The sequence below is a fragment of the Mycobacterium sp. NGS49 genome (assembly GCF_059812565.1).
In genome coordinates this window covers 18,592-43,842 of sequence record NZ_JCALCX010000017.1, presented here as the reverse complement: position 1 = coordinate 43,842, position 25,251 = coordinate 18,592, and the positions used below count along the sequence as shown (strand labels likewise).

Annotated in this window: 18 protein-coding genes and 2 pseudogenes; 15 read left to right on the top strand and 5 right to left on the bottom strand. The window is 65.2% G+C overall.

Features of this window, described 5'->3' with window-relative positions; genetic code table 11:
- Positions 1 to 66: 66 nt before the first annotated feature.
- Positions 67 to 420: a hypothetical protein gene (locus tag AC5Y7D_RS18820; protein ID WP_499926613.1), complete on the top strand. Its 354-nt coding sequence runs from the start codon at positions 67 to 69 to the stop codon at positions 418 to 420.
- The gene (locus tag AC5Y7D_RS18815) at positions 413 to 1,363 is read left to right on the top strand and encodes an alpha/beta fold hydrolase (RefSeq protein ID WP_499926611.1); all 951 of its coding nucleotides are present in this window, start codon (positions 413 to 415) and stop codon (positions 1,361 to 1,363) included. The genes AC5Y7D_RS18820 and AC5Y7D_RS18815 overlap by 8 nt, the downstream gene beginning before the upstream one ends.
- A 28-nt stretch (positions 1,364 to 1,391) precedes the next feature.
- Here the strand turns inward: AC5Y7D_RS18815 and AC5Y7D_RS18810 are convergent.
- Positions 1,392 to 1,531 (bottom strand): annotated as a pseudogene (locus AC5Y7D_RS18810) (alpha/beta hydrolase); the annotation flags it as partial.
- A gap of 727 nt (positions 1,532 to 2,258) precedes the next feature.
- Here AC5Y7D_RS18810 and AC5Y7D_RS18805 point away from each other — a divergent pair.
- Positions 2,259 to 2,585 (top strand): hypothetical protein, encoded by a 327-nt coding sequence (locus AC5Y7D_RS18805; RefSeq protein ID WP_499926609.1) that lies wholly within the window; start codon positions 2,259 to 2,261, stop codon positions 2,583 to 2,585.
- On the opposite strand, the gene AC5Y7D_RS18800 is transcribed toward AC5Y7D_RS18805, so the two are convergent.
- The 4 genes and pseudogenes from AC5Y7D_RS18800 to AC5Y7D_RS18785 all read right to left on the bottom strand — a co-directional run bounded on the left by AC5Y7D_RS18800 (position 2,582) and on the right by AC5Y7D_RS18785 (position 7,374).
- Positions 2,582 to 5,548 (bottom strand): AfsR/SARP family transcriptional regulator, encoded by a 2,967-nt coding sequence (locus AC5Y7D_RS18800; RefSeq protein ID WP_499926607.1) that lies wholly within the window; start codon positions 5,546 to 5,548, stop codon positions 2,582 to 2,584. The two genes, AC5Y7D_RS18805 and AC5Y7D_RS18800, sit on opposite strands and share 4 nt — an antisense overlap.
- Positions 5,549 to 5,906: 358 nt before the next feature.
- A pseudogene (locus AC5Y7D_RS18795) lies at positions 5,907 to 6,150 on the bottom strand (integrase core domain-containing protein); the annotation flags it as partial.
- Between the two features lie 102 nt (positions 6,151 to 6,252).
- The gene (locus AC5Y7D_RS18790) at positions 6,253 to 6,447 is read right to left on the bottom strand and encodes a hypothetical protein (protein WP_499926605.1); all 195 of its coding nucleotides are present in this window, start codon (positions 6,445 to 6,447) and stop codon (positions 6,253 to 6,255) included.
- A gap of 141 nt (positions 6,448 to 6,588) precedes the next feature.
- Positions 6,589 to 7,374 carry a SigB/SigF/SigG family RNA polymerase sigma factor gene (locus AC5Y7D_RS18785; RefSeq protein ID WP_499926764.1) on the bottom strand — a complete coding sequence of 262 codons (786 nt, stop codon included), beginning with the start codon at positions 7,372 to 7,374 and terminating at the stop codon, positions 6,589 to 6,591.
- 309 nt (positions 7,375 to 7,683) lie between these two features.
- Here AC5Y7D_RS18785 and AC5Y7D_RS18780 point away from each other — a divergent pair, with 309 nt between their 5' ends.
- The 12 genes from AC5Y7D_RS18780 to AC5Y7D_RS18725 all read left to right on the top strand — a co-directional run bounded on the left by AC5Y7D_RS18780 (position 7,684) and on the right by AC5Y7D_RS18725 (position 25,055).
- The gene (locus tag AC5Y7D_RS18780) at positions 7,684 to 11,736 is read left to right on the top strand and encodes a SpoIIE family protein phosphatase (protein WP_499926603.1); all 4,053 of its coding nucleotides are present in this window, start codon (positions 7,684 to 7,686) and stop codon (positions 11,734 to 11,736) included.
- A 17-nt stretch (positions 11,737 to 11,753) separates the two neighbouring features.
- Positions 11,754 to 12,068, top strand: a complete 315-nt coding sequence (locus AC5Y7D_RS18775) for an STAS domain-containing protein (protein WP_499926601.1) — start codon at positions 11,754 to 11,756, stop codon at positions 12,066 to 12,068.
- A gap of 5 nt (positions 12,069 to 12,073) precedes the next feature.
- Positions 12,074 to 12,997, top strand: coding sequence for an NHL repeat-containing protein (locus tag AC5Y7D_RS18770; protein ID WP_499926598.1), 924 nt, complete (start codon positions 12,074 to 12,076; stop codon positions 12,995 to 12,997).
- A gap of 152 nt (positions 12,998 to 13,149) precedes the next feature.
- Positions 13,150 to 14,400, top strand: coding sequence for a KasA/KasB family beta-ketoacyl-ACP synthase (locus AC5Y7D_RS18765; RefSeq protein WP_499926597.1), 1,251 nt, complete (start codon positions 13,150 to 13,152; stop codon positions 14,398 to 14,400).
- Between the two features lie 47 nt (positions 14,401 to 14,447).
- Positions 14,448 to 15,071 (top strand): mycothiol-dependent nitroreductase Rv2466c family protein, encoded by a 624-nt coding sequence (locus tag AC5Y7D_RS18760; RefSeq protein ID WP_499926595.1) that lies wholly within the window; start codon positions 14,448 to 14,450, stop codon positions 15,069 to 15,071.
- A 37-nt stretch (positions 15,072 to 15,108) separates the two neighbouring features.
- Positions 15,109 to 16,530: a phosphatase PAP2 family protein gene (locus AC5Y7D_RS18755; protein ID WP_499926593.1), complete on the top strand. Its 1,422-nt coding sequence runs from the start codon at positions 15,109 to 15,111 to the stop codon at positions 16,528 to 16,530.
- On the top strand, positions 16,527 to 17,951 hold the full coding sequence (locus AC5Y7D_RS18750) for a WS/DGAT/MGAT family O-acyltransferase (RefSeq protein WP_499926591.1): 1,425 nt from the start codon (positions 16,527 to 16,529) through the stop codon (positions 17,949 to 17,951). Before AC5Y7D_RS18755 ends, AC5Y7D_RS18750 begins: the two co-directional genes overlap by 4 nt.
- Positions 17,952 to 17,956: 5 nt before the next feature.
- Positions 17,957 to 18,619 (top strand): DUF1345 domain-containing protein, encoded by a 663-nt coding sequence (locus tag AC5Y7D_RS18745; protein WP_499926589.1) that lies wholly within the window; start codon positions 17,957 to 17,959, stop codon positions 18,617 to 18,619.
- A gap of 19 nt (positions 18,620 to 18,638) precedes the next feature.
- Positions 18,639 to 19,052, top strand: coding sequence for a nuclear transport factor 2 family protein (locus tag AC5Y7D_RS18740; RefSeq protein ID WP_499926588.1), 414 nt, complete (start codon positions 18,639 to 18,641; stop codon positions 19,050 to 19,052).
- A 57-nt stretch (positions 19,053 to 19,109) separates the two neighbouring features.
- Complete coding sequence (locus tag AC5Y7D_RS18735; protein ID WP_499926586.1) at positions 19,110 to 20,588, top strand: MFS transporter; 1,479 nt, start codon at positions 19,110 to 19,112, stop codon at positions 20,586 to 20,588.
- A 49-nt stretch (positions 20,589 to 20,637) separates the two neighbouring features.
- Positions 20,638 to 24,732, top strand: a complete 4,095-nt coding sequence (locus tag AC5Y7D_RS18730) for a SpoIIE family protein phosphatase (RefSeq protein ID WP_499926585.1) — start codon at positions 20,638 to 20,640, stop codon at positions 24,730 to 24,732.
- Positions 24,732 to 25,055: an STAS domain-containing protein gene (locus tag AC5Y7D_RS18725; protein ID WP_499926583.1), complete on the top strand. Its 324-nt coding sequence runs from the start codon at positions 24,732 to 24,734 to the stop codon at positions 25,053 to 25,055. The genes AC5Y7D_RS18730 and AC5Y7D_RS18725 overlap by 1 nt, the downstream gene beginning before the upstream one ends.
- The last annotated feature ends 196 nt before the right edge of the window (positions 25,056 to 25,251 follow it).

Genomic DNA, 25,251 nt, shown 5'->3' with positions numbered 1-25,251 from the left:
CCTCGTCACTAATCAAAGAAGCCGCTTGTCTATTGATGACTTGCCTCCCGCGAGCTCGGTATCGCTGTGCACGCCGAGGCGGTGAGGGTTCGTCCATCCACCGACGGGAACGGCCGCACGACCCGTCTGCTCGCTGATCTCGTCTTTACCGCGGCACAGGACCTCCTTGACCCCCTGCAGCAGTACGACTGCAACGTCGACAAGAACCGCTACATCGCGTTGCTACGTGAATACGACCGGCATCGCAACGTTGGTGGGCTCGCCGATTCATTCCGATACGGTCGGTCGACGCCTGATCGGATAGATGCCGGCAGCCGCATCCGCGGCCATCATCAGGTACTTTGCTCGACGGTGCAGTCTCCGAAGGCTTTGCCCAGCCCTCGTTTTGTAGCCCATATTACGATCGCGTTTGATGACTGAAGGAGCTCCTGGACCAGTGTCGGCACAAGCACAGGCCGGCGAGATTGCTGCGCTCGACGTCGTCGGCTCCGGAGTCCTTCCCCCGGTCGCTGCCAGAGTGCGCCGAACTTTTCGGCTGCTCGAGCGGTTTGCGCCCTCTTTGGGATCGCGGTGGGCAGTCGAGTTGTGGTGCACCCCACCGGTTCTCGAGTCGAGTCTGCGCATGCCGCCGGGTGTGTCACCGGGCAGGCCGATAGAAGCGTATTGGGATGGGCATCGGGTCGCTGGTGAGGAATGGGGCAAGGGGCCGCCGATATATCTGGTACACGGTTGGGGCGGCCAGCGCGCGCATTTGGCAGTGTTCGTCAAACCGCTGGTTGAGGCGGGGCATCGAGTCATTGCGTTCGACTTACCCAGCCACAATGAATCCGATCCGGGTGCGCTCGCGCCCGGGCGTACCACTGCCACCGAGTGCGCCGACGCTATTGCGGCAATGATCGAGACCCACGGGGCCGCCCACGCGGTAGTAGCTCATTCACTCGGAGCGAACGCGACTGCATTGGCGGCGGCGCAGGGCGCACACGTAGGGCGCTTGGTCTTATTAGCGCCCATGGGCGATTTTCCCCTCTATCTCGACCTCTTCGCCGCACGCCATGGCTTCGGTCGCCGGATCCGCGCGGGCCTGCACCGTCGTCTGGAAAAACGAATCGCCATGCCGCTGCAAGAGACGAACATGACGCGGATCGGTCGACGAGCCAACTACCCACCATTGCTCCTCATCCACGACCCCGACGACCCGGACAGCCCCTACGCCGCCAGCGAGCGACTGGCCACGGCATGGCAAGGCGCACGGTTACTGACCACACGAGGGCTCGGCCGCTTAGCTCATTACCGAATCCTGCGCCACCGCCCCGCTATTCGCGCCGGGGTGGAATTCATCGGCGTCCAAGCGGCTGAAAGTTGATCGCAGGCAGCGATCATCTGGCGACCATTGTGCCCACTCCGTGGTGAAAGGCAACCTTGGCGGTCGCGTCCGGTCGCGTTAGCGGTCGAGGTGCACGATACTGCCGCGCCAGTCCCATAATTGCTCCTCAGGGGAGTTCCCCTCATCCAGTCGGAGGCGCTCCGGCAGGAACTGCTGTAAGTCGCGCCACGCTTGCTGGTCCCAGTAGTGAGGCGGGTTGGTGCGGGCCGTGGGATCGTCCTTTCCTTGAGTTCTGTCGGCGAACGTCCGGAATCTCGATCCGCGATACCGCTCACCGTTGAACTGGTTCGATCGGAAGCGGCCGGTCTGGGCGACGCAGGCGGCCCTGCCGTGCGGGTGTCGCGGGCCACCGGCGGCAGGCGTCGCGATCTCGGTCGGGAACATATTTGGGAACCAAGCTCCACGAAACCACCCCAAATCAGCGAAACGCGACGCACCACCCGAACACTCAACCCCCGCTGACCTGCACAAATGAGACCCGACGAAAACTCGAAACCCCTGGCCCGTAGGTCATAACCCAGAGGTCGCAGGTTCGAATCCTGTCCCCGCTACTAGCGGAAGCGGCCCTCAGGCGCAAGCCTGGGGGCCGTTCTCATGCCTGTTGGGAACACTTGTGGAGACATTAGCGAAGGTAACGAGTGCGGTCGCAGCCAGGATCGCGTGCGCCCGCCCCGGCGGCAACATGTACCTCTGGAATCACCGGTAGGGAGGTGTGGGTCGTGGCGCGTCGCGTGGTGAAGAAAGACGTAGTGAAGCGAATCGCCGTGCGATCCACCAAAGCCTCGGCGAAGCTGGAGAACCGGACGGTTCCGGCCGGCTGCGTGCGGTCAGCGTAGGTGAAGAAGTTTCTCGCTGAGCGACAGCCTCGGTCCTGATGCCGCTCACGCCGGGATACGGGGACACCCCGCTTCCCGACGACGAGCTTGAGGCACTGCTGCCGCACATCGCCGATCTCCTGGAGAGACCGATCAGCAAGGCCGCGATCTACGACCTCGAGCAGGCTGTGCGCGAGCACGTCGCAGAGGAACGCCTCGCCCCGGTGCTAGACGGCACTCTAGGGCTCGACGAGCTGCTGAATGACTTCTTCCTGCGGGATCTGCCCGCTCGGCTGTATGCCGAGGATTGCTGTTGCAGAACCATCGCGAACTACGTAGTCCACACCGGTGTCAAAGAAACCCGACGACGGTTGCTGGAACACTAGATGGCTTTCAGAGTCCTGCGGTCTTGCTGGTTTCGTAGGCTGCTGCGGGCTCGCGCCATAACCGCGGCATGGCTGGTCGACAGCGGTCGTAGTGCGGCGAGGCCGGCCTGCCCCAAATGGTCGACTAGGGTTTGGAGTTGACCTGCAGTAAGAGGCGACGGCTTACCCGCGTTCAGGAAGGCCCAGTAGAAGAACCCGGCATCCTCGTAAGCTCCAAGCCGGAGAAGTACTCGCGCGACGTAGCGCAGGGTGAGCCACTGTTGAGTCGTGTCACCGAACCGGTCCCAGTGTTCAAGCACTTCGACAAACGTTTGCGCCGCTTCAAGCGGATCACCATACAATGACTGGTTTGCCGCGGTTTCCGTCAGCGCACTGCCGTACACCCAGAAGTTATGCACATCCGCGGCCAGCCGCGCAGCATCGTCGAATAACACCAGCGCACGCTCGGGTTCGGATCTTCTGAGCAGGTAGCCAAGCCCCACAAGCGCCATCGCTCGGGCTGTCGGGTTTCCCGTACTGTCTGCGACGACCACCGCTTCCTCCGCGGCAGGCACACCGACGGCGTCGATGCCCATGGCGCCCTGACAGATAGCTGCCACAAAAAGCGTCCAGGCCAGCCTGATCGGATCGGACTCTTTGCGGGCGCGTGCCGCCTCAGCTTCCCAATATGTCAATGCCTCCACCCCGCGGCCCTCGAATAGTGCAACATCCGCTATGACATCTGCGGGATAGACGACCCGCGCACTACCCCGGTTAGGAACCTGCCCCTGTGCCAGGGCCGCAAGAGATCTCGCACGCCCGTAGTCAGCGTGATTCCAGGCAACCCGGGCGGCCACCCCTACCGCCGCAAGGAACAACGGATGGTCGATATCGGCGACGGCCATGACACGTTCAGCCCACTCGGCCACCTCGTAACCGATGCGCCAGCCCATCAACTCAGGTACCGCCGCCACGAGTCTCAGCGCCAGATCGATCTCTTGCTCGTTCATCGCATGCTCGAACGCCGCTCGCAGGTTGTCGTAGTCGGGCAGCATCCGCTCGACCCATTCCCGCTCCTCGGGGCCTTGCATGCCCGCGCCGGCGCGCTCAGCCAGGTCGGTGAAGTAGGCCGCAAGCTTCAGCTTGACCTGCTTCACCATGCCCCTCTCCGCTAGGCGCTCCCGCCCGTAGGCCCGCAGCGTTTCCAGAAGCGAGTAGCGGGTGTGGTCTTCGGAAGTTTGCGCCACCACCATCGACTTGTCGACCAACCCGGTCAACAACTCGAGGGTGTCCTCTTCGCGCCCAGCCTCGGTCAAGCACACTTCATGCGCGGCTTCCCACTCGAAACTACCTGCGAATAAAGACAGTTGGTCGAAGAACAATTGTTCAGCTTCAGTGAGCAGCCGGTACGACCACGCGATCGTCTCAGCCAGGCTGCGCTGGCGTGGCAATGCTCCACGCGTACCACCACGGACGAGCCCCAGGTAGTCCGGCCGCCGAGCGATGTCACCGCTGCTCATCACCCGCATTCGCGCCGCTGCTAGTTCGACCCCCAGCGGTAAACAGTCCACCCGCCGACATATCTCGGCCACCGCACCCGCTGGCTGATCGTCGACTGCGAAGTTTGGTTCAATGGCTCTTGCTCGATCAGCGAACAGGCGAATCGCATCTTCTAGACGCAGCGGCCGAACCCCGACGATTCGTTCTCCCGCAACTCCGAGCGGTTGCCTGCTAGTCGCCAATACCGATACCCGCTGGCAGTGCTGCACAATTTGGTCGATCAAGCCCGCAGCAGCCTCCAGCACATGTTCGCAGTTGTCGAACAAAAGTAGGACCTCGCGCTCGCGCAAATATTCAATGACACTTACCTCGATGTCCATGCCCTGTTGCTGTCGCAGCCACACGCTGGCAGCAACCGTGTGGATCACCGCGTCGCCGTGATCCAACGGTGCCAGTTCGCAGATCCACACACCGTCGGAGAAGAGTTTCTGCTGTCTGCGTGCGACCTCAAAAGCCAGCCGCGTCTTGCCGACCCCGCCAACTCCGGTCAGCGTTACCAATGGACCTGCCCGCAGCGCATCGGTTGCCAGCCCTAATTCGTGCTCATTCCCGATAAAGCTGGTGGGGCGCCGCAACAGTGCCGGGTGGGGTCGGCCGAATGCCGTCGATGGAACCGGCACTGCGGGGCCGTGCGATTCCGCAACCGGCTCGGCCACTGCTCCGACAACTGGGCCGACGGCCGTTCCCTCCTCGGCTTCGCCGGTGAGGATCTGCTGGTAAACCTGGCGTAACGCCAATCCGGGGTCAACGCCAAGTTCTTCGACAAGTCGTTCACGTATCTGGCAGTAGGCTTCCAACGCGTCGGCCTGCCGACCGTTGCGGTAGAGGGCCAGCATCAACTGGCCCGCCAGACGTTCGTCCAGGGGATGGGCGGTCTGTGCCGCGGCAATCTCAATGAGCAATTCAGCGTGTCTACCGACCCGCAGTGCGACATCGTTGCGATCCAACTCGGCCGCAAACCGCTCGGCCTGGATAGCATTGCGGATGCTGTTCACCCAGGGCGTGTCCAGGGATGCAAACGGTTCGCCGGTCCACATTTTCAACGCACGGTCGAACAAGCCGACAGCTTCCAATGGATCAGATGCAGCCCGCGCCGTAGAAACAACCGACCGAAAGCGGTGCAAATCCACCGCCAGCGGGTCCACCGAAAGAACATAACCGCCCGGTTCCCGCGAGATCGCCGCATCCTCTGTGTCGGAAAGCAGATTCCGCAGGCGAGAAACGTAGCCAGCAACCGAGTTGCGGCTATGGTGCGGCGGATGATCCGACCATACGCGATCAACTAACTGCTCCGCGGTAATCGGACGGTTCACATCGATCAGAAATGCGGCGAGGACACAACGTTGGCGGGCATGACCAATATCCAGACGCCGCCCGTCCACCCGGGCTTCAATGTCGCCAAGCAGGCAAAACGCGACCGTCATTCAGCAAACCTCTCCGCGGAGCGAAGCGAGCATAGCGTACCTGCTGGTCGGCAGCATACGTCCGGCGAAGCCACCGTGCAGCCCGGACCGCTTGAATTCTGGCTGCTAGCAGAGGCACTCCGCCAAGCTTTTGCGACGTGTTTCAGCGACACATCCGGGGACTGAATCAGTTCAGTGACCGAAGGGTTCAGGCTTCCGCGAACCTACGGTGATCCGCAGCGGCAGCTCCACCACGTCGTTATTCTTTGGGCCACCAGGCCAGGGGACTTACCCTGGATGAGTCCATTGGGTGGTCAGGCGGCTGTCGGGCGCGGGCCTGGGTGGGTGTTGTGCGCCAGTCGGCGGCTTTGTCGATGGCCAACCCGAAGTGGACGTCGGCGGGTGTGTGTAGCCCGATCCCGGTGTGACGATGCTCACGGTTGTACCAGGTGGTGAAGGTGTCCATGAATTGCCCTGTCTCCGAGGGCGTTCCGAATCGTTCAGGAAATTCCGGCCCGTACTTCAAGGTCTTGAACACGACTCTGAGTACGGGTTGTCGTTGGACACCCGGGGCCGCAAAGTGACCGGGGGACCTTGAGATCGGCGAGTAGCGCAGCAACGGTCCTGCCGCAGATCTGCTCCATCAGTTCGGTTGCCAGAACACCGGATTGGTGGGTCGGGACGTGGACACCGGCGATGGAGCGGGGGTAGATCTCGATGATGACCTACGCATCGGAGGAGGTGCCCTTCACCGCGCCCGCGAGCTTGGTGATGTCCCACGAACACTCCTGCCGCAGCGCGGTCGCGACCGACTCCGGACACACGTGGGCCGGGTGCCGCGCCAGCCGGCGGCGTTCGGCGAAAGCATGTGCTCTCCCGGCACTCGGTACATCGTGGACACCGATCGACGAACCGGTCACTGGTGAGCACCTCAAGGACCCGGCACCGGATCGGTGAGCTTGTTGGCCGGCTCGCCCGCAGGCTCGGTGCAGACTTATTGATACAAAAGGCGCAAGCCTGGGGGCCGTTCTCATGCCCTCGATGACACGCTTGGGCTCGCGTCAGCCGGCCGCGGCCAAGTCTGGACGGTCCGCGCCGCTGCGCAACGTCTGCAACGCCTTGGCGAGCAGGCGCGAAACGTGCATCTGCGAGCAGCCGACGCGTTCGGCGATTTCCGTCTGCGTCAGCTCGTCGAAGAATCGCAGCTTGATGACGGTGCGTTCGCGCTCCGGCAGAGCCGCGATCAACGGACGCACGGTCTGCGCATTGAGGACTTCGTCCAGACGCGAATCGACGCTGCCCACCGTTTCTGCCGGTGAACTGTGTGTGTCGCCGTCCCTTGCTGGAATATCGAGGGACAGGACCGAATAGTTGCTGCCGGCTATCATCGCATCGACTACCAGCGCACGGTCGATACTCAGATATTCTGCGATCTCCGAAGCGTTGGGGGCGCGGTGCAGCTGCCGTGACAGATCCTGTGTTGCAGCCTTCAACTGCACCTGCAGATCCTTGATTCTGCGCGGTACCTTGACCGCCCATCCATGGTCACGGAAATGGCGGCGAATTTCGCCGGTAATGGTAGGCACGGCGAACGCCAAGAATTCTGAGCCGGTATCGACATCGAAGCGGTTGACCGCATTGATCAGCCCCAACCGCGCGACCTGAACAAGGTCTTCGAGGCACTCGCCGCGATCCCGGTACCGACGGGCAATATGGTCGGCCAACGGCAAGCAGCGTTCTATGATCTTGCTCCGCTGGTTTTCGTAGGCACGAGATGATGGATCGAGCGTCTGCAAACGACGAAACAAACCCGCAACATCTGCATACTCATCGGTGGTTCCCACGATCAGTCCTCCGGCCACAAAACTCGGTGTTTGCGGGCTCTGGTCTGAACTCGACGCGTTTATTTACCCTGCGAACGGCCGAGCGAAACGTGACGACGCCAGTTCAATAACCAAGGGCGCGGGCGGGGCCCGGTCGGCGACCGCCGAAGTCCAGTCTCGTTTTCACCATTCCGCTACTTGATGGCGGGATACACTGCAGCCAGCGCCTCGTGGCCCTGGTGGGTGTCGCAGGTAAAGGTGGTGGTGGCGATTACGGCGGACGCCGAGTCTGGCATTTCACCGTTCGTCGGTGACAGCGAGATGGCGCGGCGTATGTCCGAATTCGATTGGGCCACGTCGTCATTGGGACCCGTTCACACCTGGTCGCAAAGTCTGCGGGCCGCGGTGGGCATCTGCCTCAGTTCGCGTTATCCGATGGTCATCTGGTGGGGACCCGATCTCGTTCTTCTCTACAACGATGCGTGGATTCCGATTCTCGGCCCCGAGAAACACCCCGCATTGGGACGACCAGGCCAGCAGGTTTGGCCGGAAACCTGGTACATCATCGGCCAGCAGCTCAGCGGTGTACTGGCCACCGGAGATGCCACGTGGTCAGACGACCAGTTGCTGCCGGCGATGCGATTCGGGTATCTCGAGGAAGCGTATTTCACTTACTCCTACAGCGCGATTCGTGACGAGTTCGGTTCGGTCGGCGGGGCGTTCACCGCCGTCACCGAGACGACTCAGCGGGTGCTCAGTGAGCGGCGGTTGAGCATGTTGAGTGCGTTGGGCGCGGCCACGGGGCTTGCCTCCAGCGAAAGTGGCGCCACGGTTGAGGGGGTGTACGCCGCCGCGATGACGGTGTTGTCCCGCAACCGGGCCGATATCCCGTTCGCCGCGGTTTACGTACGTGGTCTCTCCGGCGCGACGGACCGGCTCTCGGCCACGATGGGTGTCGCCGATCCCGGCTTGCTCGAACACGGTGTCGCGTTGTGGCCCGAATTGTGGTCGGTCACTGCGCCCGCCACCGCTGCGGTGTCGCCCGAATGCGCGCGAGCCGTCGCTCCCGACGCCAGCCCCGTCGGCGACTCGAGTCCGCACTGCGCATGGTTGTTTCCCATACAGAGTGCCGCACAGGATGTGCCCGACGCTGTACTGGTCTTGGGAATAACTCCGTACCGGGAATTCGACGAGCAATTTCGGGGCTTCTTCGATTTGGCGGCTGCTCAAATCAGCAGGGCGGTAAGCGACATCGTGTCCTATCAAGCCGAGAGGCATCGCGCCCAAGCCCTGGCAGAGCTTGATCGCACCAAGAGCGAGTTCTTCGCTAATGTCAGTCACGAGTTCCGGACGCCTCTGGCGCTGATCGCCGGCCCCAGCGAAGACGGGCTTTCCGATCAGGGTGAGCCACTGGGGCCGAGGCAACGGGAGCGGTTTGAAATCGTCAGGCGAAACGCCGGACGCCTGCGGCGCCTTGTCGACGATTTATTGGATTTTTCACAGATCGAGGCCGGCCACCGGCAACCCGAATGCGACTGGATCGACCTGGCCGCCGTCACGAAGGAATTGGTCGTTTCATTCGAGCCGGTCGCCGATCGCGCCGGGCTGGCGCTGGGCAGTCGTATCTCGACGATGAGCCGCTTGGTCTCGGTGGACATCGGTATGTGGGAGAAGATCGTCCTCAACCTGCTGTCCAACGCGGTCAAGTACACACTGAGCGGACATATCGACGTCGAATTGCGGGAAACGGCGGATCTGGTCATTCTCTCGGTGAGCGATACCGGAATCGGAATTCCGCCCGACGAACAGCCCAAAATCTTCCAGCGTTTCCACCGCGTCCGCGGCCACGGCGGGCGCAGCCACGAAGGGGCCGGCATCGGGCTCGCCCTGGTCGCGGAGCTGGTGCGGCTGCACGGGGGCGAGGTGTCCGTGGAGTCCCGGGAACGGGTCGGTTCGACCTTCACCGTCCAGTTGCCGATCGGATCCGGCGCCGGCGACGTCGGACCCGGCTCCAACTTGATGGAACACCGGCACTCGGCCTACATCGACGAAGCGCTGCGGTGGTCAGCGGGCGTGGAGGGCACGGCGGGCCACGGCGGCGATGACGAAGAGGCAACCAAAGACGCATGCGTACTCGTCGTAGAGGACAACACCGACATGCGCGCGTTTGTCAGCAACGCGCTGAACGCACATTGGCGCGTTGTACAGGCCGTCGATGGTCGCGAGGGCTTACGCCTCGCGCGCGCCCAGCGACCCGATCTGGTCCTGACCGACATCATGATGCCCGGTCTCGACGGGCTCGGATTGCTGGCAGCGCTGCGGGCAGACTCACGCACGGCGTCGGTCCCAGTGATATTTCTGTCGGCTCGCGCCGGGGAAGAAGCAGCGGTCGGCGGTTTAGAGGCCGGCGCCGACGATTATCTGGTGAAGCCGTTCTCGACGGCCGAGCTGCTTGCCAGAGTCCGGTCCAACTTGGAGATGAGCCGTTTTCGCAATCGGGAGTCGGATTTCCGTCGGGCGCTGATCGACTCGATGCAGGAGGGCTTCTTCGTCGCCGATGGCCACGGCACCATCATCGAGGCCAACGGAGCCTTCCTGGCTCTCAGCGGCTATTCCGCGGACGATGCGCCATATCAGTGGCCACACCCCTGGGTTCCCTCTCCCGAGCTGGATGCTGAGGGTTGGGCCATCAACCAAGAGGCATACCGCCGCTGCCTGGACGAAGGTGGCGGTGACTACACCGTCCCGCTGCGACGCGTCGACGGACAGCGGGCCTGGATCGCCTGTTCGATCGCGAAGGTGACTGAACCTCACACGCTGCGAACGCTGTTCGTCGGCACCGCGCGCGATGTCACCGCGGAGCGGCGCGCGCGCCACCGCGACGCCACCCTCGCGCGATTCGCGGGCAACCTGAGCGGACATGGTTCCAGCACCGCGTTGTTGCGGGTGGGCACGCAGCAATTGGCGCAAGAACTCAACGCCGAGCGGGTGATCGCCGGACTCTGGGCGGCAAAGGAATCCGCGCCGCAACTGTTCGTCTGGCCCGATACCGAACTGTCGTACGAGCAGTTTCAGCGCTTGTCCTCGGCAGCCGATGAATCGCGGCACCATCTGGGTGCGCTGGTGAGCGAGCGGCGCGGCCGCGACGATGACACCGTCGTGTACTCGGTGCCGCTGGCGGGTGTCGCCGCGGCCGTCGCGATGGAAGTCGCTGTCTACCAAGCCGGTACCGACCTCCGGGACCTGTTCGGACTATTGAGCAGCCACCTCGCGCAGGCCCTGGCCACCGCACGAGAACTCGAGCAGGCCCGCGCGGTGGCCATTACCTTGCAGCATGCAATCCTGGGCCCGACGCAACTACCGCACGGGTTTGCCATGCGGTATCTACCCGCGGTCGAGCCACTCGAGGTCGGCGGCGACTGGTACGACGTGATCCCGATCAACGCGACCCAGATCGGCATCGTCGTGGGGGACTGCGTCGGGCGGGGGCTGTCGGCCGCGGCGGTAATGGGTCAGCTCAGATCGGCTGCGCGAGCGGTGCTGCTGCAAACCGCCGACCCGGCCCGTGCCCTCGACGGCCTCGATCACTTTGCCCTCAGCCTGCCCGATGCGCGCTGTACCACCGTGTTCTGCGCCGTGATCGACCTGGCGTCGTGCACGGTCAAATACAGCAGTGCGGGACATCCCTACGGGCTGGTCGTCGGCGACGCACCTGAGCCCGTCCTCCTCGACCTGGCGCAACACGTCCCGTTAGCCGGCCAGGTAGCGAGCCAGCTACGTCCTCATGCCACCACCTGCCTGCCGCCGGGCTGCACCCTGATGGTCTATACCGACGGACTCGTCGAGCGACGAGGGGAATCGCTGACCGAGGGAATTCAGCGCGCCACCGCGGTGATGCGGCTCATGCACGGTCAGCACCCGGAGGCCGTCGCCGACCGGGTGATATCGGAGCTGCGGCCTTCTCACGGCTACGACGACGACGTCGCATTGCTGCTGTTCCGTACGCCGCCGCCGCCACTTGCAGTCACGGTGCCGGCCGCACCGGAAAACCTGGCGGAGATCCGCGCTCAGCTTCGCCGGTGGTTGTCGGCGGCGGCTATCGACAATGCCCGCGCGGCGAATATATTGCTGGCGGTGGGCGAAGCCACCGCCAACGCGGTCGAGCACGCCACCGGGCCGGCCGACCGCGCGGTTGAGCTGACGGTGACGGCTCAAGTCTGGGTGAACCTGCTCACCGTGACCATTCAAGACGACGGCCACTGGCATCCCCCCGCCGTGACCAGAAACCGGGGGCATGGGATGCGCGTGATAGAGGCCATGGTCGACAGCATGCAGCTGCATCAGAGCGCCACTGGAACGAGTCTCGAATTGGGTGTCCGGCTATGAACGATGGGCAGTTTCGCTTGACGGAGGCCGAGGGCGGCACCCCGACGGTGGTATCCGCCTCCGGGGAAATCGATTTGGCGAATGTCGGCAAACTCAAAGAACTGATAGCTTGCGCCGTCGCGGCATCTCCCACCATCACCCTCGACCTGGCCGCGGTGACCTATTGCGACAGCAGCACCGTGCGGGCTCTATTCGACGTTGCGGCGGCGACCAAACTCACCGTTGTCATCAGAGAGACCGGTCCGTTGAAGAAGCTGCTCTCCATCTCGGGACTTGACCGGGTCAGTGACATCGTCACTGTCGGGCATCCCCCCACGGCCACCGATTCCTAGGTCCAGTGCACCCCCATCAGCCGCCGCGCCGGCGCAGCCGCACGCCGTGGATCATCGCCGGCATCGCAATTGTGGTCGTGGTGGCAGCCCTCGTCGCCGCGGTTGTCCTGTTCCACAACGCGTTCCAGAAATCGCCGCGGGGGCAGGTGGTGCTGCCCTTCAGCGCCCTGGACGGCCTGGGCGACGTGGCAGTCGACAGCTCCGGCGCGGTGTATGTCACCGACCCCGAAGCCGGCCGGGTGTGGAAGCTGGCGCGCGGCTCGACGACCGCTGTCGAGCTGCCCTTCACCGGCCTGAAGCACCCCACGGGTGTGGCCGTCGACACATCCGGCGCGGTGTATGTCGCCGACCCCGGCACCGACCGCGTTCTCAAATTGGCCGCGGGTGCCAACAGCCCGACCCAATTGCCCTTCACAGGTTTCAACAGCGGCAACCACCCCACCCACATAGCGGTGGACCGGGCGGGCAACGTGTATTGCCTCGACTCCGTGCAGCTGCTGAAGCTGCCGGCAGGCTCAAGCACCATGATGTACGTGCACAGCGGGGACGACTGGATCAGGAGCGACGCCGGTGTGGCTGTCGATCGCAAAGGCGCTGTCTACCTGGTCGCTGTGAACATCGTCTACTACGGCAAGTCCACCACCAGCGTGCTGAAGATGGATGCCGACAGGACCCAGCCGAGCAAGCTGGAACCGCCCATCACCGGGCTCAAAGAACCCGCCGGCCTGGCCGTCGACGCCGCCGGCGCGCTCTACATCGCCGACGAGGAGAACAACCGGGTCCTGAAGCTGGCCCCGGGCGCGAAAAGCACGGTCGACTTGGCGTTCACCGGCCTCATCACGCCTCAGGGGGTAGCGGTGGACAGCGCCGGCAACGTCTATGTCGCCGATACCGGTAACAAACGGGTGCTCGAACTGCCGGCGCGTTAGCGGAAGGTGATTTTTCGGTTCCGGCGAGGCTGCTTATCATGAGCGATTGACGATGCTGGGTTTTGATCGTCACTTGTCGGGACGTTGGTATTCGGACTGGCGTGGCTCCTGGAGGGGGATGTGGCGTCGATATTTGACACGGGGCGACGGTCATGGCGGGACTGAGGACCGGTGAGGGTTTCCCGGATGTAGTCGTCACCGCGGTGGAGTCCACGACCTCGCTCGCACCGGATGCCGAGGAGACCTGGCAGCAGCTGCTGCAGGGCGGCAGCGGGATTCGCAAGCTGGACAAACCGTTCGTCACCGAGTTCAACTCCCCGGTGTGCATCGGCGGCACACTGCAGGAGGACCTGGACGAGCAGTTCGGCCGCGTCGAACTGCGCCGGTTCGCATTCATGCAGAAACTGTCGGCGGTGGTGAGCCGGCGGCTGTGGGAGCGGGCCGGCTCTCCCGACATCGACACCAATCGGCTGATGGTGTCGGTCGGCCTGGGCTTGGGCAGTACCGAGGACATGCCCATCTGGCACAACATCTGGAAGGTCAAGGGCCTGCGCGCGATCTCCCCGATCTCGGTGCAGAAGTACATGCCGAATGCACCCGCCGCCGTGGTCGGGCTCGATCGCGCCGCGAAGGCGGGCGTGGAGACACCCGTGATGGGTGACGCGTCGGGTACCGCGGCGATTGCGCAAGCCTGGCAGAGCATCGTCCTCGGCGAGGCCGACATGGCGATCTGCGGCGGCGTCGAGACCGTGATCGAGGCGGTGCCCGTCGCCACGTTCTGTCAACTGGGCATCCTCTCCACTGACAACGACGACCCGACCGGCGCCTGCCGCCCGTTCGACAAGCACCGCGACGGCATGGTTCTTGCCGAGGGTGGCGCGATGATGGTGATCGAAACCGAGGAGCACGCGAAGGCGCGGGGCGCGACCGTCCTGGCCCGACTGATGGGTGCCGCCATCACATCGGATGGGTTTGACATCGTGTTGCCGGACCCCACCGGCAGGCGCGCCGGTGACGCCATCGCCCGCGCAGTCGACTTGGCCGGACTCGCGCCGGCCGACATCGACCTGGTCAAGGCGCACGCGACCGGCACGACGTTCGGGGATGTGGCCGAGGCACGCGCCATCCGCCGGGCGCTGGGTAACCACACCCCGGCGGTCTACGCGCCGAAGGCGGCGCTGGGCAATTCGATCGGAGCGGCGGGCGCCGTCGAAGCGGTGCTGACGGTTCAGGCCCTGCGGGATGGCGTCGTACCGCCCACCTTGAATTTCGTCGAGGCCGACCCCGAAATCGACCTCGACGTTGTCGCCGGTGAGCCTCGCCGCGGCGACTACCGCTATGCCGTCGCAGAGTCGTTCGGACTGGGCGGGCATAACGTCGCGGTGGTGTTCGGCGCGGCGTGATCCGCCCCGGCGGGTTTGAATTCCGACGCAACGGCTAGGCCGATCTGGTGGACACAGTCGATCTCTACCTTGACCCGGTATGTCCGTTCTCTTGGGTGACTTCCCGTTGGCTGCTCGATGCCGCGGCCCACACCCAACGGCCGGTGCGCCTGAAACAGATGAATCTGGCGGTCCTCAACGAGAATCAGGACGCCGACGAGGCGCACCAGCAGATGTTCGAGCAGTCACGACGACTGGGTCGCTTGTTCGCCGCCGTCACCGACCGCTACGGGTCGGAGGCTTTCGCGCGCCTCTACGAATCCATCGGCTACCACATACATATCCGGCAGGAAGTCGTCACCTCCGCCGTGGCCGCCGATGTGCTGGCGGGTCTGGGATTCGAACAGTCGCTGCACCAGGCTCTGGACGATTCCGGATACGACGATGCCGTCAGGAGTGCACACCAGGGCAGCCAGAAGGCGCTGGGAGATGAGGCCGGCAGCCCGATCATCGTGATCGACGGCCGCGCATTCTTCGGACCGGTTCTGACCGAGATGCCCGACCCGCAGGATCGCGTCGTCCTGCTCGACGCGGTCATCAGTGCCGCGGGAATTCCCGCGTTCGCCGCGCTGCAACGCCCGCACAGCGGGAAGCCGAATATCGAACACGCCGCCTCGGCAATCCGCAAGTAATACCGCTGGCGCCTACCCGCCACCTATTATTCGTCGGGTGTTCACCGGCGACGAGCGACGGGCGCAATGGCGCTGTCGGGCTGGCCGCCTCGCGGTGCCGGCCGCGGTCGCGACGATCGCCGTTGTGCTCGTCGTGCTGGAAGTGATCGCCACCGGCTCGGGCTTCGCCGGTCCGCTGCGCAGCCTGCTCACCGATTACGCCGGCACACCGAAGTCGATCACCGTGCCGTGGGTGGGCCTCGGGGTGGCGATGGTGGGCCTGTCCCGCCGCAGCCGGATCTGGGCGCTGTCGGTGGCCGTGGCGCTCGATGTCGTTTTCGCGGCGTTCAGGCTTGCGCGTGGGGGGCCTTTGACCGTCGGGAATGGGCCGCTGATCGTGCTGACCGCTCTGGCGGTGGCCGTGGCCTGGCGCCGCTGGGCGCGAGCGGAGCAGAGTACGGCGCTACGGGGCATCGCGTTCGGCCTGTTGCTCATCATCGCCACCAAAGTTGGCGATACCTGGTTGAGCATGACCGCAATCGTGCGGCCGACGGTCTTCGACGAATATGCGTTGTTGGCAGACCATGCCCTTGCGCAACCTTCCTGGTTGTTGGGTCGGCTCGTGCATGCGGGTGGCCCGGTTCTCAGCGCCGCATTCCACTGGGTGTATATCGAGCTGCCCCTCGCGGCCATGGTGGTCGCCGTCTACCAGCTGCGCCATGTCAGCACCCGTGGCTGGCCGCGTCATTTTCTGGTTCCGACATTCTTGGCGCTCGGCCTGATCGGCCCGCTGATCTACGTGATGTTTCCGCTGGTCGGACCGGATTTCGCGTTCGGCAGTGCCGGCCGGGGGTTCGAAGTCGGCGACTTCTGGCCGCAGGCGGTGCCACGAATCCCCCTGTCGCCGACGGCAATCGCCTTCGACCTCGCCACCCCGCGAAACTGCATGCCGTCGATGCACACCGCCTGGGCGCTGGCGGTGTTCATCCACTCGCTTTCGGGGCCGCGCTGGCTGCGAGCGGGCGGCGCGGTGTGGCTGGTGTGCACCGTCGCGGCGACGCTCGGCTTCGGCTACCACTACGGCGTCGATCTGCTGGCGGGTGGGGTGTTGTGCCTGACCGTGGAGTCTGCGCTGCGGGAGCCGGTGGCCGACCGGACCCGGTGGCGAATCGGCCTGACGGGTTTCGGGGCGGCCTGCCTGGCCGCACTGCTGATCTGTTGCCGCTATTTCGCGGAGGCCATGGCCCGCCACCCCGTTCCGTTCGGCGTGCTCATCATCGGGGCGATGGTGACCTTGAGCACCGCCTTCTACGCGACCTACTTCGCCCGGCCGGCCGCACCGGCGCTCGCGCGCGCCGTTCGGCACACGAATTGGCCGGTACGGCAAGGGAAATGCCTGCCCGATCCGTCCCCGGCACAGCCTGCCCCCGCGACCGGGGTCTGGCGTAGCAGTGTGCGAAGGGGTGGAATAGGCGTGTGAAGCGACTCAACGGTGTGGACGCCCTGATGCTGTACAGCGAGACACCCGAGATCCACATGCACACGCTGAAGATCGGCATACTCGACGTCTCGAACATGCCAATCGACTTCAGTTTCGAGATGTTCCGCGCGGTCGGCTATGAGCGGCTGATGGCGTTGGAGCCGCTGCGCTACCAGCTGCTCGACATTCCGTTGAAGCTGCACCACCCGATGTGGGTCGTCAACGACGACATCGACCTCGACTATCACGTCCGGCGCGCCCGGGTGCCGGCGCCGGGCGGTCGCCGGGAGCTCGACCAGCTGATCGGCCAGATCGCCAGCACCCCGCTGCGCCGCGACCACCCATTGTGGGAGATGTATGTCGCCGAGGGGCTCGCCGACAACCGGGTCGCGGTCATCCACAAGGTCCACCATGTGTTGGCCGACGGCATGGCCTCGGCGAACCAGATGGCGCAGGCGCTGGCGCCGTACCAGCCCGAGCCACACCGCGCGCCGCGCGAGGAGCCCACCCGTTCACATCTGGTCAAGGCGGCGGCCCGAGACCATGTCGGTCTGATCCGCAAACTGCCGCGGCTGGTCAACGAGACGGCCTCCGGGGTCGCGCGGGTGCGGCGGCGGTCCAAGGAGCGGGGTATCCATCATGACCTGGCCCGTAATTTCGCCCCGCCGCCGTCGTTCATCAACCACCGCGTCAGTCCCGGGCGCCGGTTCGCGACCGCGCCGCTGGCGTTGTCCGACGTCAAGGAGACCAGCAAGCATCTGGGCGTGACGCTCAACGACGTGGTGCTGGCCACGGTGGCCGGCGCGTTGCGGCGACTGTTGCTGCGCTACGACGGCCACGCCGACGCGCCGCTGATCGCCGGGGTGCCGGTGAGTTACAACCCCTCTCCGAACCGGTTGGCGGGCAACGAATTCACCTACATGACGCCATCGTTGCCGGTGCACATCGATGACCCGATGCAGCGGTTGGCGCTGACCTCGATGGCCACCAAGATCGCCAAGGAGAACCATCAGTTGCTCGGTCCCACGGTGCTGCCGGCGTGGATGTCCTACCTGCCGACAGCGCTGGCGCCGGGCATGTTTCGGATGCAGGCCCGACGAGTGGAGTCGGCCAGCGTGATGAATCTGACCGTGTCCAACGTGCCGGGGCCCCGCGAACGAGGCTGCATCGAGGGGGCGACGGTCACCGAAATCTATTCCGTTGGACCGATCGTCGCCGGCAGCGGCATGAACATCACGGTGTGGAGCTACGTTGATCAATTGGCCGTCTCCGTGCTGACCGACGACCTGACCCTGCGCGATCCGCATGAGGCCACCGACGAGCTGGTCCAAGCGTTCCGCGAATTGCGGAGCGCTGCGGGTCTTTCCGATGCCCTCACACCGGTAGCCGCCGCCCTGCCGCTGGCCGCGGCGCTGAGTTGACCGCAATGGCACACAAAGTCCGCCGGGGGTGGCGCCGGCACGTGGTCCTTCGGCTGATGGTGGCGGCATCGATCGGCGTGGGCGCCCTGCTACTGATCGGCACCACCACGGGTTGGGCATACGGGCCCAGCGTCGGCTGGACCGCTGCGGCGCTGACTTATCTGGTGTGGACCTGGGTCGTCGTGCTGCCGATGGACGCCGAGCAGACCTGTGCGCACGTGATACCGGAAGACCCGCCTAGTGGCTGGATTATCGACGTCGCGATCCTGTCGGCCAGTGTGGCGAGCCTGGCCGGCGTGGCGCATCTGCTGACCGCCGGCGGGAAGTCGGGGACGGAGAAGGACATCGCCGCCGCGGTCGGGGTGGTCAGCATCGCCGTCGCATGGTGCGTCGTCCACACCGTCTTCAGTGTCCGCTATGCCGATATCTACTACTCGAATTCGGCCACCGGCATCGAGTTCAACGGTACGGAAGCCCCGCGATTCCTGGACTTCTTCTACGTCGGGTTCACCATCGGTATGACTTACCAGGTGTCCGACACCACGCTGCAGACCGGTCAGCTGCGCCGCATTGCGCTGTGTCAGGCGTTGCTCTCCTACCTGTTCGGTGCGGTTATTCTGGCTGTCACCATCAATCTGGTTGTCGGACTGAGTAACTCGATTGCCTAGCCTCAGGAGAGGACCGTCCATGGCCGATGCGGCCCAGCGTGTGCACCAACAGGCACGGGAAGCTCGTGTCATCGAGCACATGCGCAGTGAGAACGTGCAGGAATGGGATCGGACCCTGGCGACGTTCAGTCACGCCCGCTATGAGCTGCCCGACGGGACGGTGTTCGACGGCGCCGACGAGGTGATGCGGTACTGGGTTGACGGCCGCAAACTGGTGCCGGACCAGACCAACGAGCTGATCGAGCTCACCCATCTCGACGATGGACAGGTCCAGATTGAGTTCTGGCTGCGGGGAACCCCGGCGACGGCGCCGGGGCCGTTCGAGGTCCGGCTGTGGGCCCTTTTCGGATTCGACGACGCCGACCTGATCACGGGCGAACGGGTATTCGTCGAGCCGCCGACGCCGGAGCAGGTCGCGGGAGGACCCGGGTGACAGCCGGGCGTGCGACAACCGATGTTTCTCAATTCCATCTGACGGGAACGAGGACGTGTGCCGAATCCTGAGGAGCAGACCGCGCCGACGTCCGGTGAGCGCGGCGGTGTCATCCGCAGCCTGATTCCCGCCCGGATCGACCGGCTGCCGTGGTCGCCGTTTCATACCCGCATGGTGGTGGCGCTGGGTGTGGCCTGGATCCTCGACGGTCTGGAGATCACGGTGGCCAGCGCCGTGGCCGAGACGCTCACCGAGCCGCAGACGCTGCATCTGTCGTCGGCCGCCGTCGGGTTCGTCGCCTCCGTCTACCTGGCGGGCGAGGTGGCCGGGGCGCTGTTCTTCGGTCGGATGTCGGACAAACTCGGCCGGCGCAACCTGTTCATGGTCACCCTGGGCGTGTATCTGCTGGGGAGTGCACTCACCGCGTTCACGCTGGGCAACAACGCGGCCTGGATAACGTTCCTCTACTTCACCCGATTCATTGCGGGCACGGGCATCGGCGGGGAATACGCGGCGATCAACTCGGCGATCGACGAGCTGATCCCGGCCCGGTTCCGGGGCCGCGTCGACATCGCGGTCAACGGCACTTATTGGGCCGGAGCGGTGCTCGGCACGCTCGGCACGTTCGTCTTCCTGCGGGTGATCGATGTGAGCCTGGGCTGGCGCCTGGCCTTCCTGCTCGGCCCGGTCCTGGCCGTGGTGATTCTGCTGGTCCGTCGCAATCTGCCGGAAAGCCCGCGCTGGCAGGTGATGAACGGCCGCATCGAGGAAGCCGAGCGCACTATCTCCCATATCGAGCAGGAGGTGCAGGCCACCGGTGCCACGCTGCCGCCGCTCGACGAATCCACCGCCATCGAGCTGAGGCCCACCCAGAAGATCGGCTACTTCGCGTTGACGCGCGTGCTGTTCCGCGACTACCCCAGCCGTGCCGTGTTGGGTGCCGTCCTGATGATCAGCCAGTCGTTTCTCTACAACGCGATCTTCTTCACCTACACCCTGGTGCTGGGCAAGTTCTACGGTGTGCCTTCCGCCTCGACGCCGCTCTACCTGATCGCGTTCGCGGTGGGAAATCTGCTGGGGCCGCTGACCATCGGGCACTTCTTCGACACCATCGGCCGCCGAAAGATGATCTCCGGAACCTACCTGCTGTCGGGGCTGCTGCTGGCGGTCAGCGCGGGACTGTTCCAGGCCGGCGTGCTCAACGCGATCACTCAGACCATCGCGTGGTGCGTGATCTTCTACGTCGCATCGGCGGGGGCGAGCGCGGCCTACCTGACGGTCAGCGAGATCTTTCCGCTGGAGGTCCGGGCCAAGGCGATCGCGGTGTTCTTCGCCATCGCCCAGTGTTTCGGCGCGCTCGGGCCGGTCATCTACGGCGCGCTCATCGGTGACGGCTCCAGGCCGCTGTTGTTGTGCCTGGGTTATCTGCTGGGTGCCGCGGTGATGGTGGCCGGTGGGCTGGTCGCCTGGTTCCTCGCGGTCGACGCCGAAGGCCGATCACTGGAAGACATCGCCGCCCCGCTGGCGGCGCGGTGAAAGAATACTGGGCGGCGGTGCTGGTTCCGAAGACTGGAGAGGGACGTCAGTGGTCTTTCGCGCAGACCAAGAGCTAGGCCGCGATCTGGCTGCCGTTGACTGGTCGTCCACTCCGCTTGGGCCAGTCCATGATTGGCCGCAAAGCCTGCGCACCGCCGTCGACATCTTGCTGTCGTCGCAGTTCTCCATGTGGATGGGCTGGGGGCCGGACCTCACCTTCTTCTGTAACGCCGCCTACCGGCGGGACACCCTGGGACGAAAATATCCCTGGGCGCTGGGCCGGCCGGCCGGCGAAGTCTGGGCCGAGATCTGGACCGACATCGGATCACGGGTCGAGCATGTTCTCGAGACCGGCGAGGCCACCTGGGATGAGGCTCTTCGGCTCATTCTGGAGCGGTCGGGCTATCCCGAGGAGACCTACCACACCTTCTCCTACAGCCCGCTGCGTGACGATGACGTCAACGTGGTGGGACTGCTCTGCGTGGTCAGCGAGGACACCGAACGGGTGATCGCCCAGCGGCGCATCGCGACCCTGCGAGACCTGGGTTCGGATCCCAGCGTCATTCGCACCGAGCGGCAAATGCTCGACTTCGCAGCCGGCCAACTCAGCAAGAACCCCTACGACCTCCCGTTCACCCTGACCTACTTGTTCGACGAGCAGGGCGCCGCCCATCTCGCCGGCCTCAGCGGGATCGCGCACGGGCACCCGGCGGCCCCGGCAGCGTTACCGAGCAGCGGTGATCCGCTCTGGCCCGCCGAGATGGCCGCCCGAGGTGACTCTGCACTCATCGAGCTCGACGGCGCTGCACCGCAGCTGCCTACCGGCGCATGGCGCGAGCCGCCGAAACAGGCGCTGCTGGTGCCGCTCCTGCAGCAGGGTGGCGCGCCGGTCGGGTTCCTGGTGGCGGGCCTGAACCGGTATCGGGAACTCGACGACGGTTACCGGGGCTTCGTCGAGCTGGTGGCCGGGTATCTCGCGGCGGGTGTGAGTAGCGCCCGCAGTTATCAGGCTCAGCAGCAGCGCGCGGAGGAACTCGCCGAACTGGATCGCGCGAAGACCACCTTCTTTTCGAACATCAGCCACGAATTCCGCACGCCGCTGACACTGATTCTGGGACCCGTCGACGAACTGCGTGGCCGCGTCGACGAGACCGCCCGCCAAGAGCTGGAGTTGGTGCACCGCAACGCCTTGCGGCTGGCAAAGCTGGTCAATACCCTGCTCGATTTCTCTCGCATCGAGGCCGGCCGGATGCGGGCCCGCTTCGAGCCGGTGGACCTGGCGTCCGTCACGGCCGATCTGGCCAGCGTGTTTCGTTCGGCGATCGGTCAGGCCGGCCTGACGTTCACGGTGGATTGCCCGCCACTGGACGAACCGGTTTACCTGGACCGGGAGATGTGGGAGAAGGTGATGCTCAACCTGCTCTCGAACGCCTTGAAGTTCACCTTCGAGGGCGCAATCGCCGTGCGGGTGGCCCGCGACGACGGCCGGGCGGTAGTCACCGTCAGCGACACCGGGATCGGCGTGCCCGCGGCCGAAACCCCGCGGCTGTTCGAACGTTTCCACCGCATCGAGACCGCGCGGGCACGCTCCACCGAGGGCAGTGGCATCGGGTTGGCGTTGGTGCGGGAGTTGGTGAATCTGCACGGCGGCAGCATCACCGCCGAGAGCCGGGAGAACCACGGAACCACCTTCACCATCCGGTTGCCCTTCGGCGCCGCGCATCTGCCGCCCGACGAACTGGCCGAGCCGCAGGGCGCCCGCACCAGCGCCGGCGCGAGCTCCGAGGCCTATGTGCAGGAGGCCTTGCGCTGGCTGCCTGGCGAGTCCGGGATGACGGCACCCATCCTGGCCGCCGTACCCGCGCAGGCGGGGGGCAGCGGTGTGCAGGCACGGGTGCTGGTGGCCGACGACAACGCCGACATGCGCGGCTACCTGACCAATCTGCTGACAGCGTCCGGCTACCAGGCCAGTGGCGTCGGCGATGGGGAGCAGGCACTGGAGGCCATCCGGACCCAGCTCCCGGATCTGGTGATCAGCGATGTGATGATGCCCAAACTGGGCGGTCTGCAATTGCTGGCCGCGCTGCGCGCCGACCCGCGCACCGCGGCATTGCCCGTGCTGCTGCTCTCCGCCCGGGCGGGCCAGGAAGCGTCCATCGAGGGATTATTGGCGGGCGCCGACGACTATCTGGTCAAACCCTTCGCCGCCGCCGAACTGCTTGCCCGGGTGCGCGCCAACGTCGAGTTGGCGCGCATGCGCAACTATCACGCCCGCTGGCGTACCGCGCTGGTGGACTCGTTGCAGGAGGCTTTCTTCGTCATCGACGAACGCGGCTCCGTCATCGAGGTCAACGCAGCATTCCTCGAGATCCTCGGCTACGGTCCCGAAGGGCTGCCCTATCCAGTCCCGCATCCCTGGTGGCCGGACCCGGGCATCGATATTGCGGCGCGTCAGCTGGTCGAAGCCGAGTTCACCGCGTCGCTCGGCGAATCCCACGGCGCCTTGGTGCTGCCCGTAACCCACCGCGACGGGCACCGGCTGTGGATCGCGGTCAACTTCAACCACGCTTATGACCCCGACTCCGGACGCCGTGTCATGGTCGGCACGTTCCGCGACGTGACGGCCGAACACTACGCCGTGCAGAGCCAGAGCGCGCTCGATGAGCTCAATCAACAACTCGTGCAAGCAGATTCGATCACTGATGCGCTGCAAGGCGCCGCGGAGGTGCTGCGCCGGGTGTGGCAGGCCCGGCGGGTGCTGGCGGTGACGTTTCGGGGTGGATCCGCACCCGACGTCGTCTGCGCGGGGGAGCGGGCCGGGTGGGCCGACCTGTCACCGCACCAACGACAGCAAATCGCGTCGCTACGCGAAAAGGATTTGCTGAACACGGTCACCGCCGGAGCGGGTGCGGCCGGTATCGCCTCCCAGCACCCCCGCGGCCTGTTGGTGATCTGGGTCGAGCTGGCCGAGCACCGCCGGTTCACCCGGGAAGATCAGACGCTGCTCACGGTGCTGGCCGGCCGGCTCGGACAGGGACTGCAGCGCGTCCATCAACTGGACGAGCAACGGGAAACCGCTGTGGCGCTCCAGCATGCGATGTTGGGCCCGGCGACCCTGCCGGAGGGCTTCGCCGTGCGGTATCTGCCGGCGAGTCACCCGCTGCAGGTCGGCGGCGACTGGTACGACGTGGTCGAGCTCGACAAGGACCGGGTGGCGTTGATCGTCGGTGACTGTGTCGGCCACGGTCTGGGGGCGGCCACCGTGATGGGACAACTGCGCAGCGCCTGTCGCGCGCTACTGCTCGAGCAGCCCGCGCCCGGTGCGGTGCTGACCGCACTGGACCGCTTCGCCGAACGTCTTCCCGGGGCCCGGTGCACCACCGCATTCTGCGCGGTACTGACGCTGGAAACCGGTGAACTGGTGTACTCGAACGCCGGACATCCGCCGCCCATCATGGTGCACGCGGACGGTACAACCGCGCCGCTGGGCGGTGAACACGGCCTTCCTCTCGCGTTGCGCCCGCATTGGCAGCGACCCGAGGGCCGCGCCACGATGCCGCCGCGCGCGACGTTGCTGCTCTACACCGACGGTCTGGTCGAACGACGCGGGGCCTCCCTGGACGATGGCATGACCCGCGCCGCCGAGCTGGTGCAGATTGGCCGCTCGGTAGCGATCGAAGAACTGGCTGACCGGCTGATGGCCGACCTGGAGCCCAGCGGGGGGTACCCCGACGACGTGGCCATGTTGCTCTACCGGCAACCCGCACCGTTTTCGCTCGAGTTCACCGCCGACGCCGGAAACCTAGCCGAGAGCCGAAATGCGTTGCGGGGCTGGCTAACCCGAGCTGGAGTGGAGCCAGACCAGATTCAAGACGTGCTCATCGCCACGGGCGAGGCCGTGTCCAATGCGATCGAACACGGCCATCGTGATCAGCGGGCGGGCACCGTGTCGCTGCGGGCAACCGCAATCTTCGACCGGCTGCAGGTGACCGTCACCGACACCGGCGCCTGGAAGACGCCGACCGAAATCGCCGACTTCAGTCGCGGTCGCGGTATTTCCCTGATGCGGGTGTTGATGGAGGATTGCAGCATCCAGTCCGGCGCAGCCGGCACGATCGTTTCCATGCAGGCGAGGATCACGTAATGCCCACACCGCTCACCTTGACCACCGAGCCCGGCGCCGACGGGACGCCGCGGTTGACCGCGGCCGGTGAGATCGATCTGAGCAACATCGAAGCGTTCAAGCAGGCTCTGGTCGACGCCAACCCCAGTGCCCGTGAGCCGTTCACCATCGATCTCAGCGCGGTCAGATACGTGGACAGTGCGGGCATCAATGCCTTGTTCGATCAGGCCGACGTGGTCGACCATTTGCACGTCATCGTCCATCCGCTGCTGGTGCGCGTGCTCACGGTCAGCGGGTTCAGCAAGATCGCGAACGTGCAGGCCGCCGCGGTGCCGCCTGCCTGAGAAGCCCCAGTGTTCCGATCACAGTGACTTTTTCGGCGGTGCTGATCCGCGCGCTCTGTTAACTTTTCGCGCATGTACTGGGCGTACGGCATGGGGGGCTTCCGCACCGTCGTGAGCTGTTGTCGCTGATCTCGCCACCTCCGTTGTCAGCGACGCCCGAGCTTTCCGCGGCAACGGGATTCGTGTGTCCAAGTCC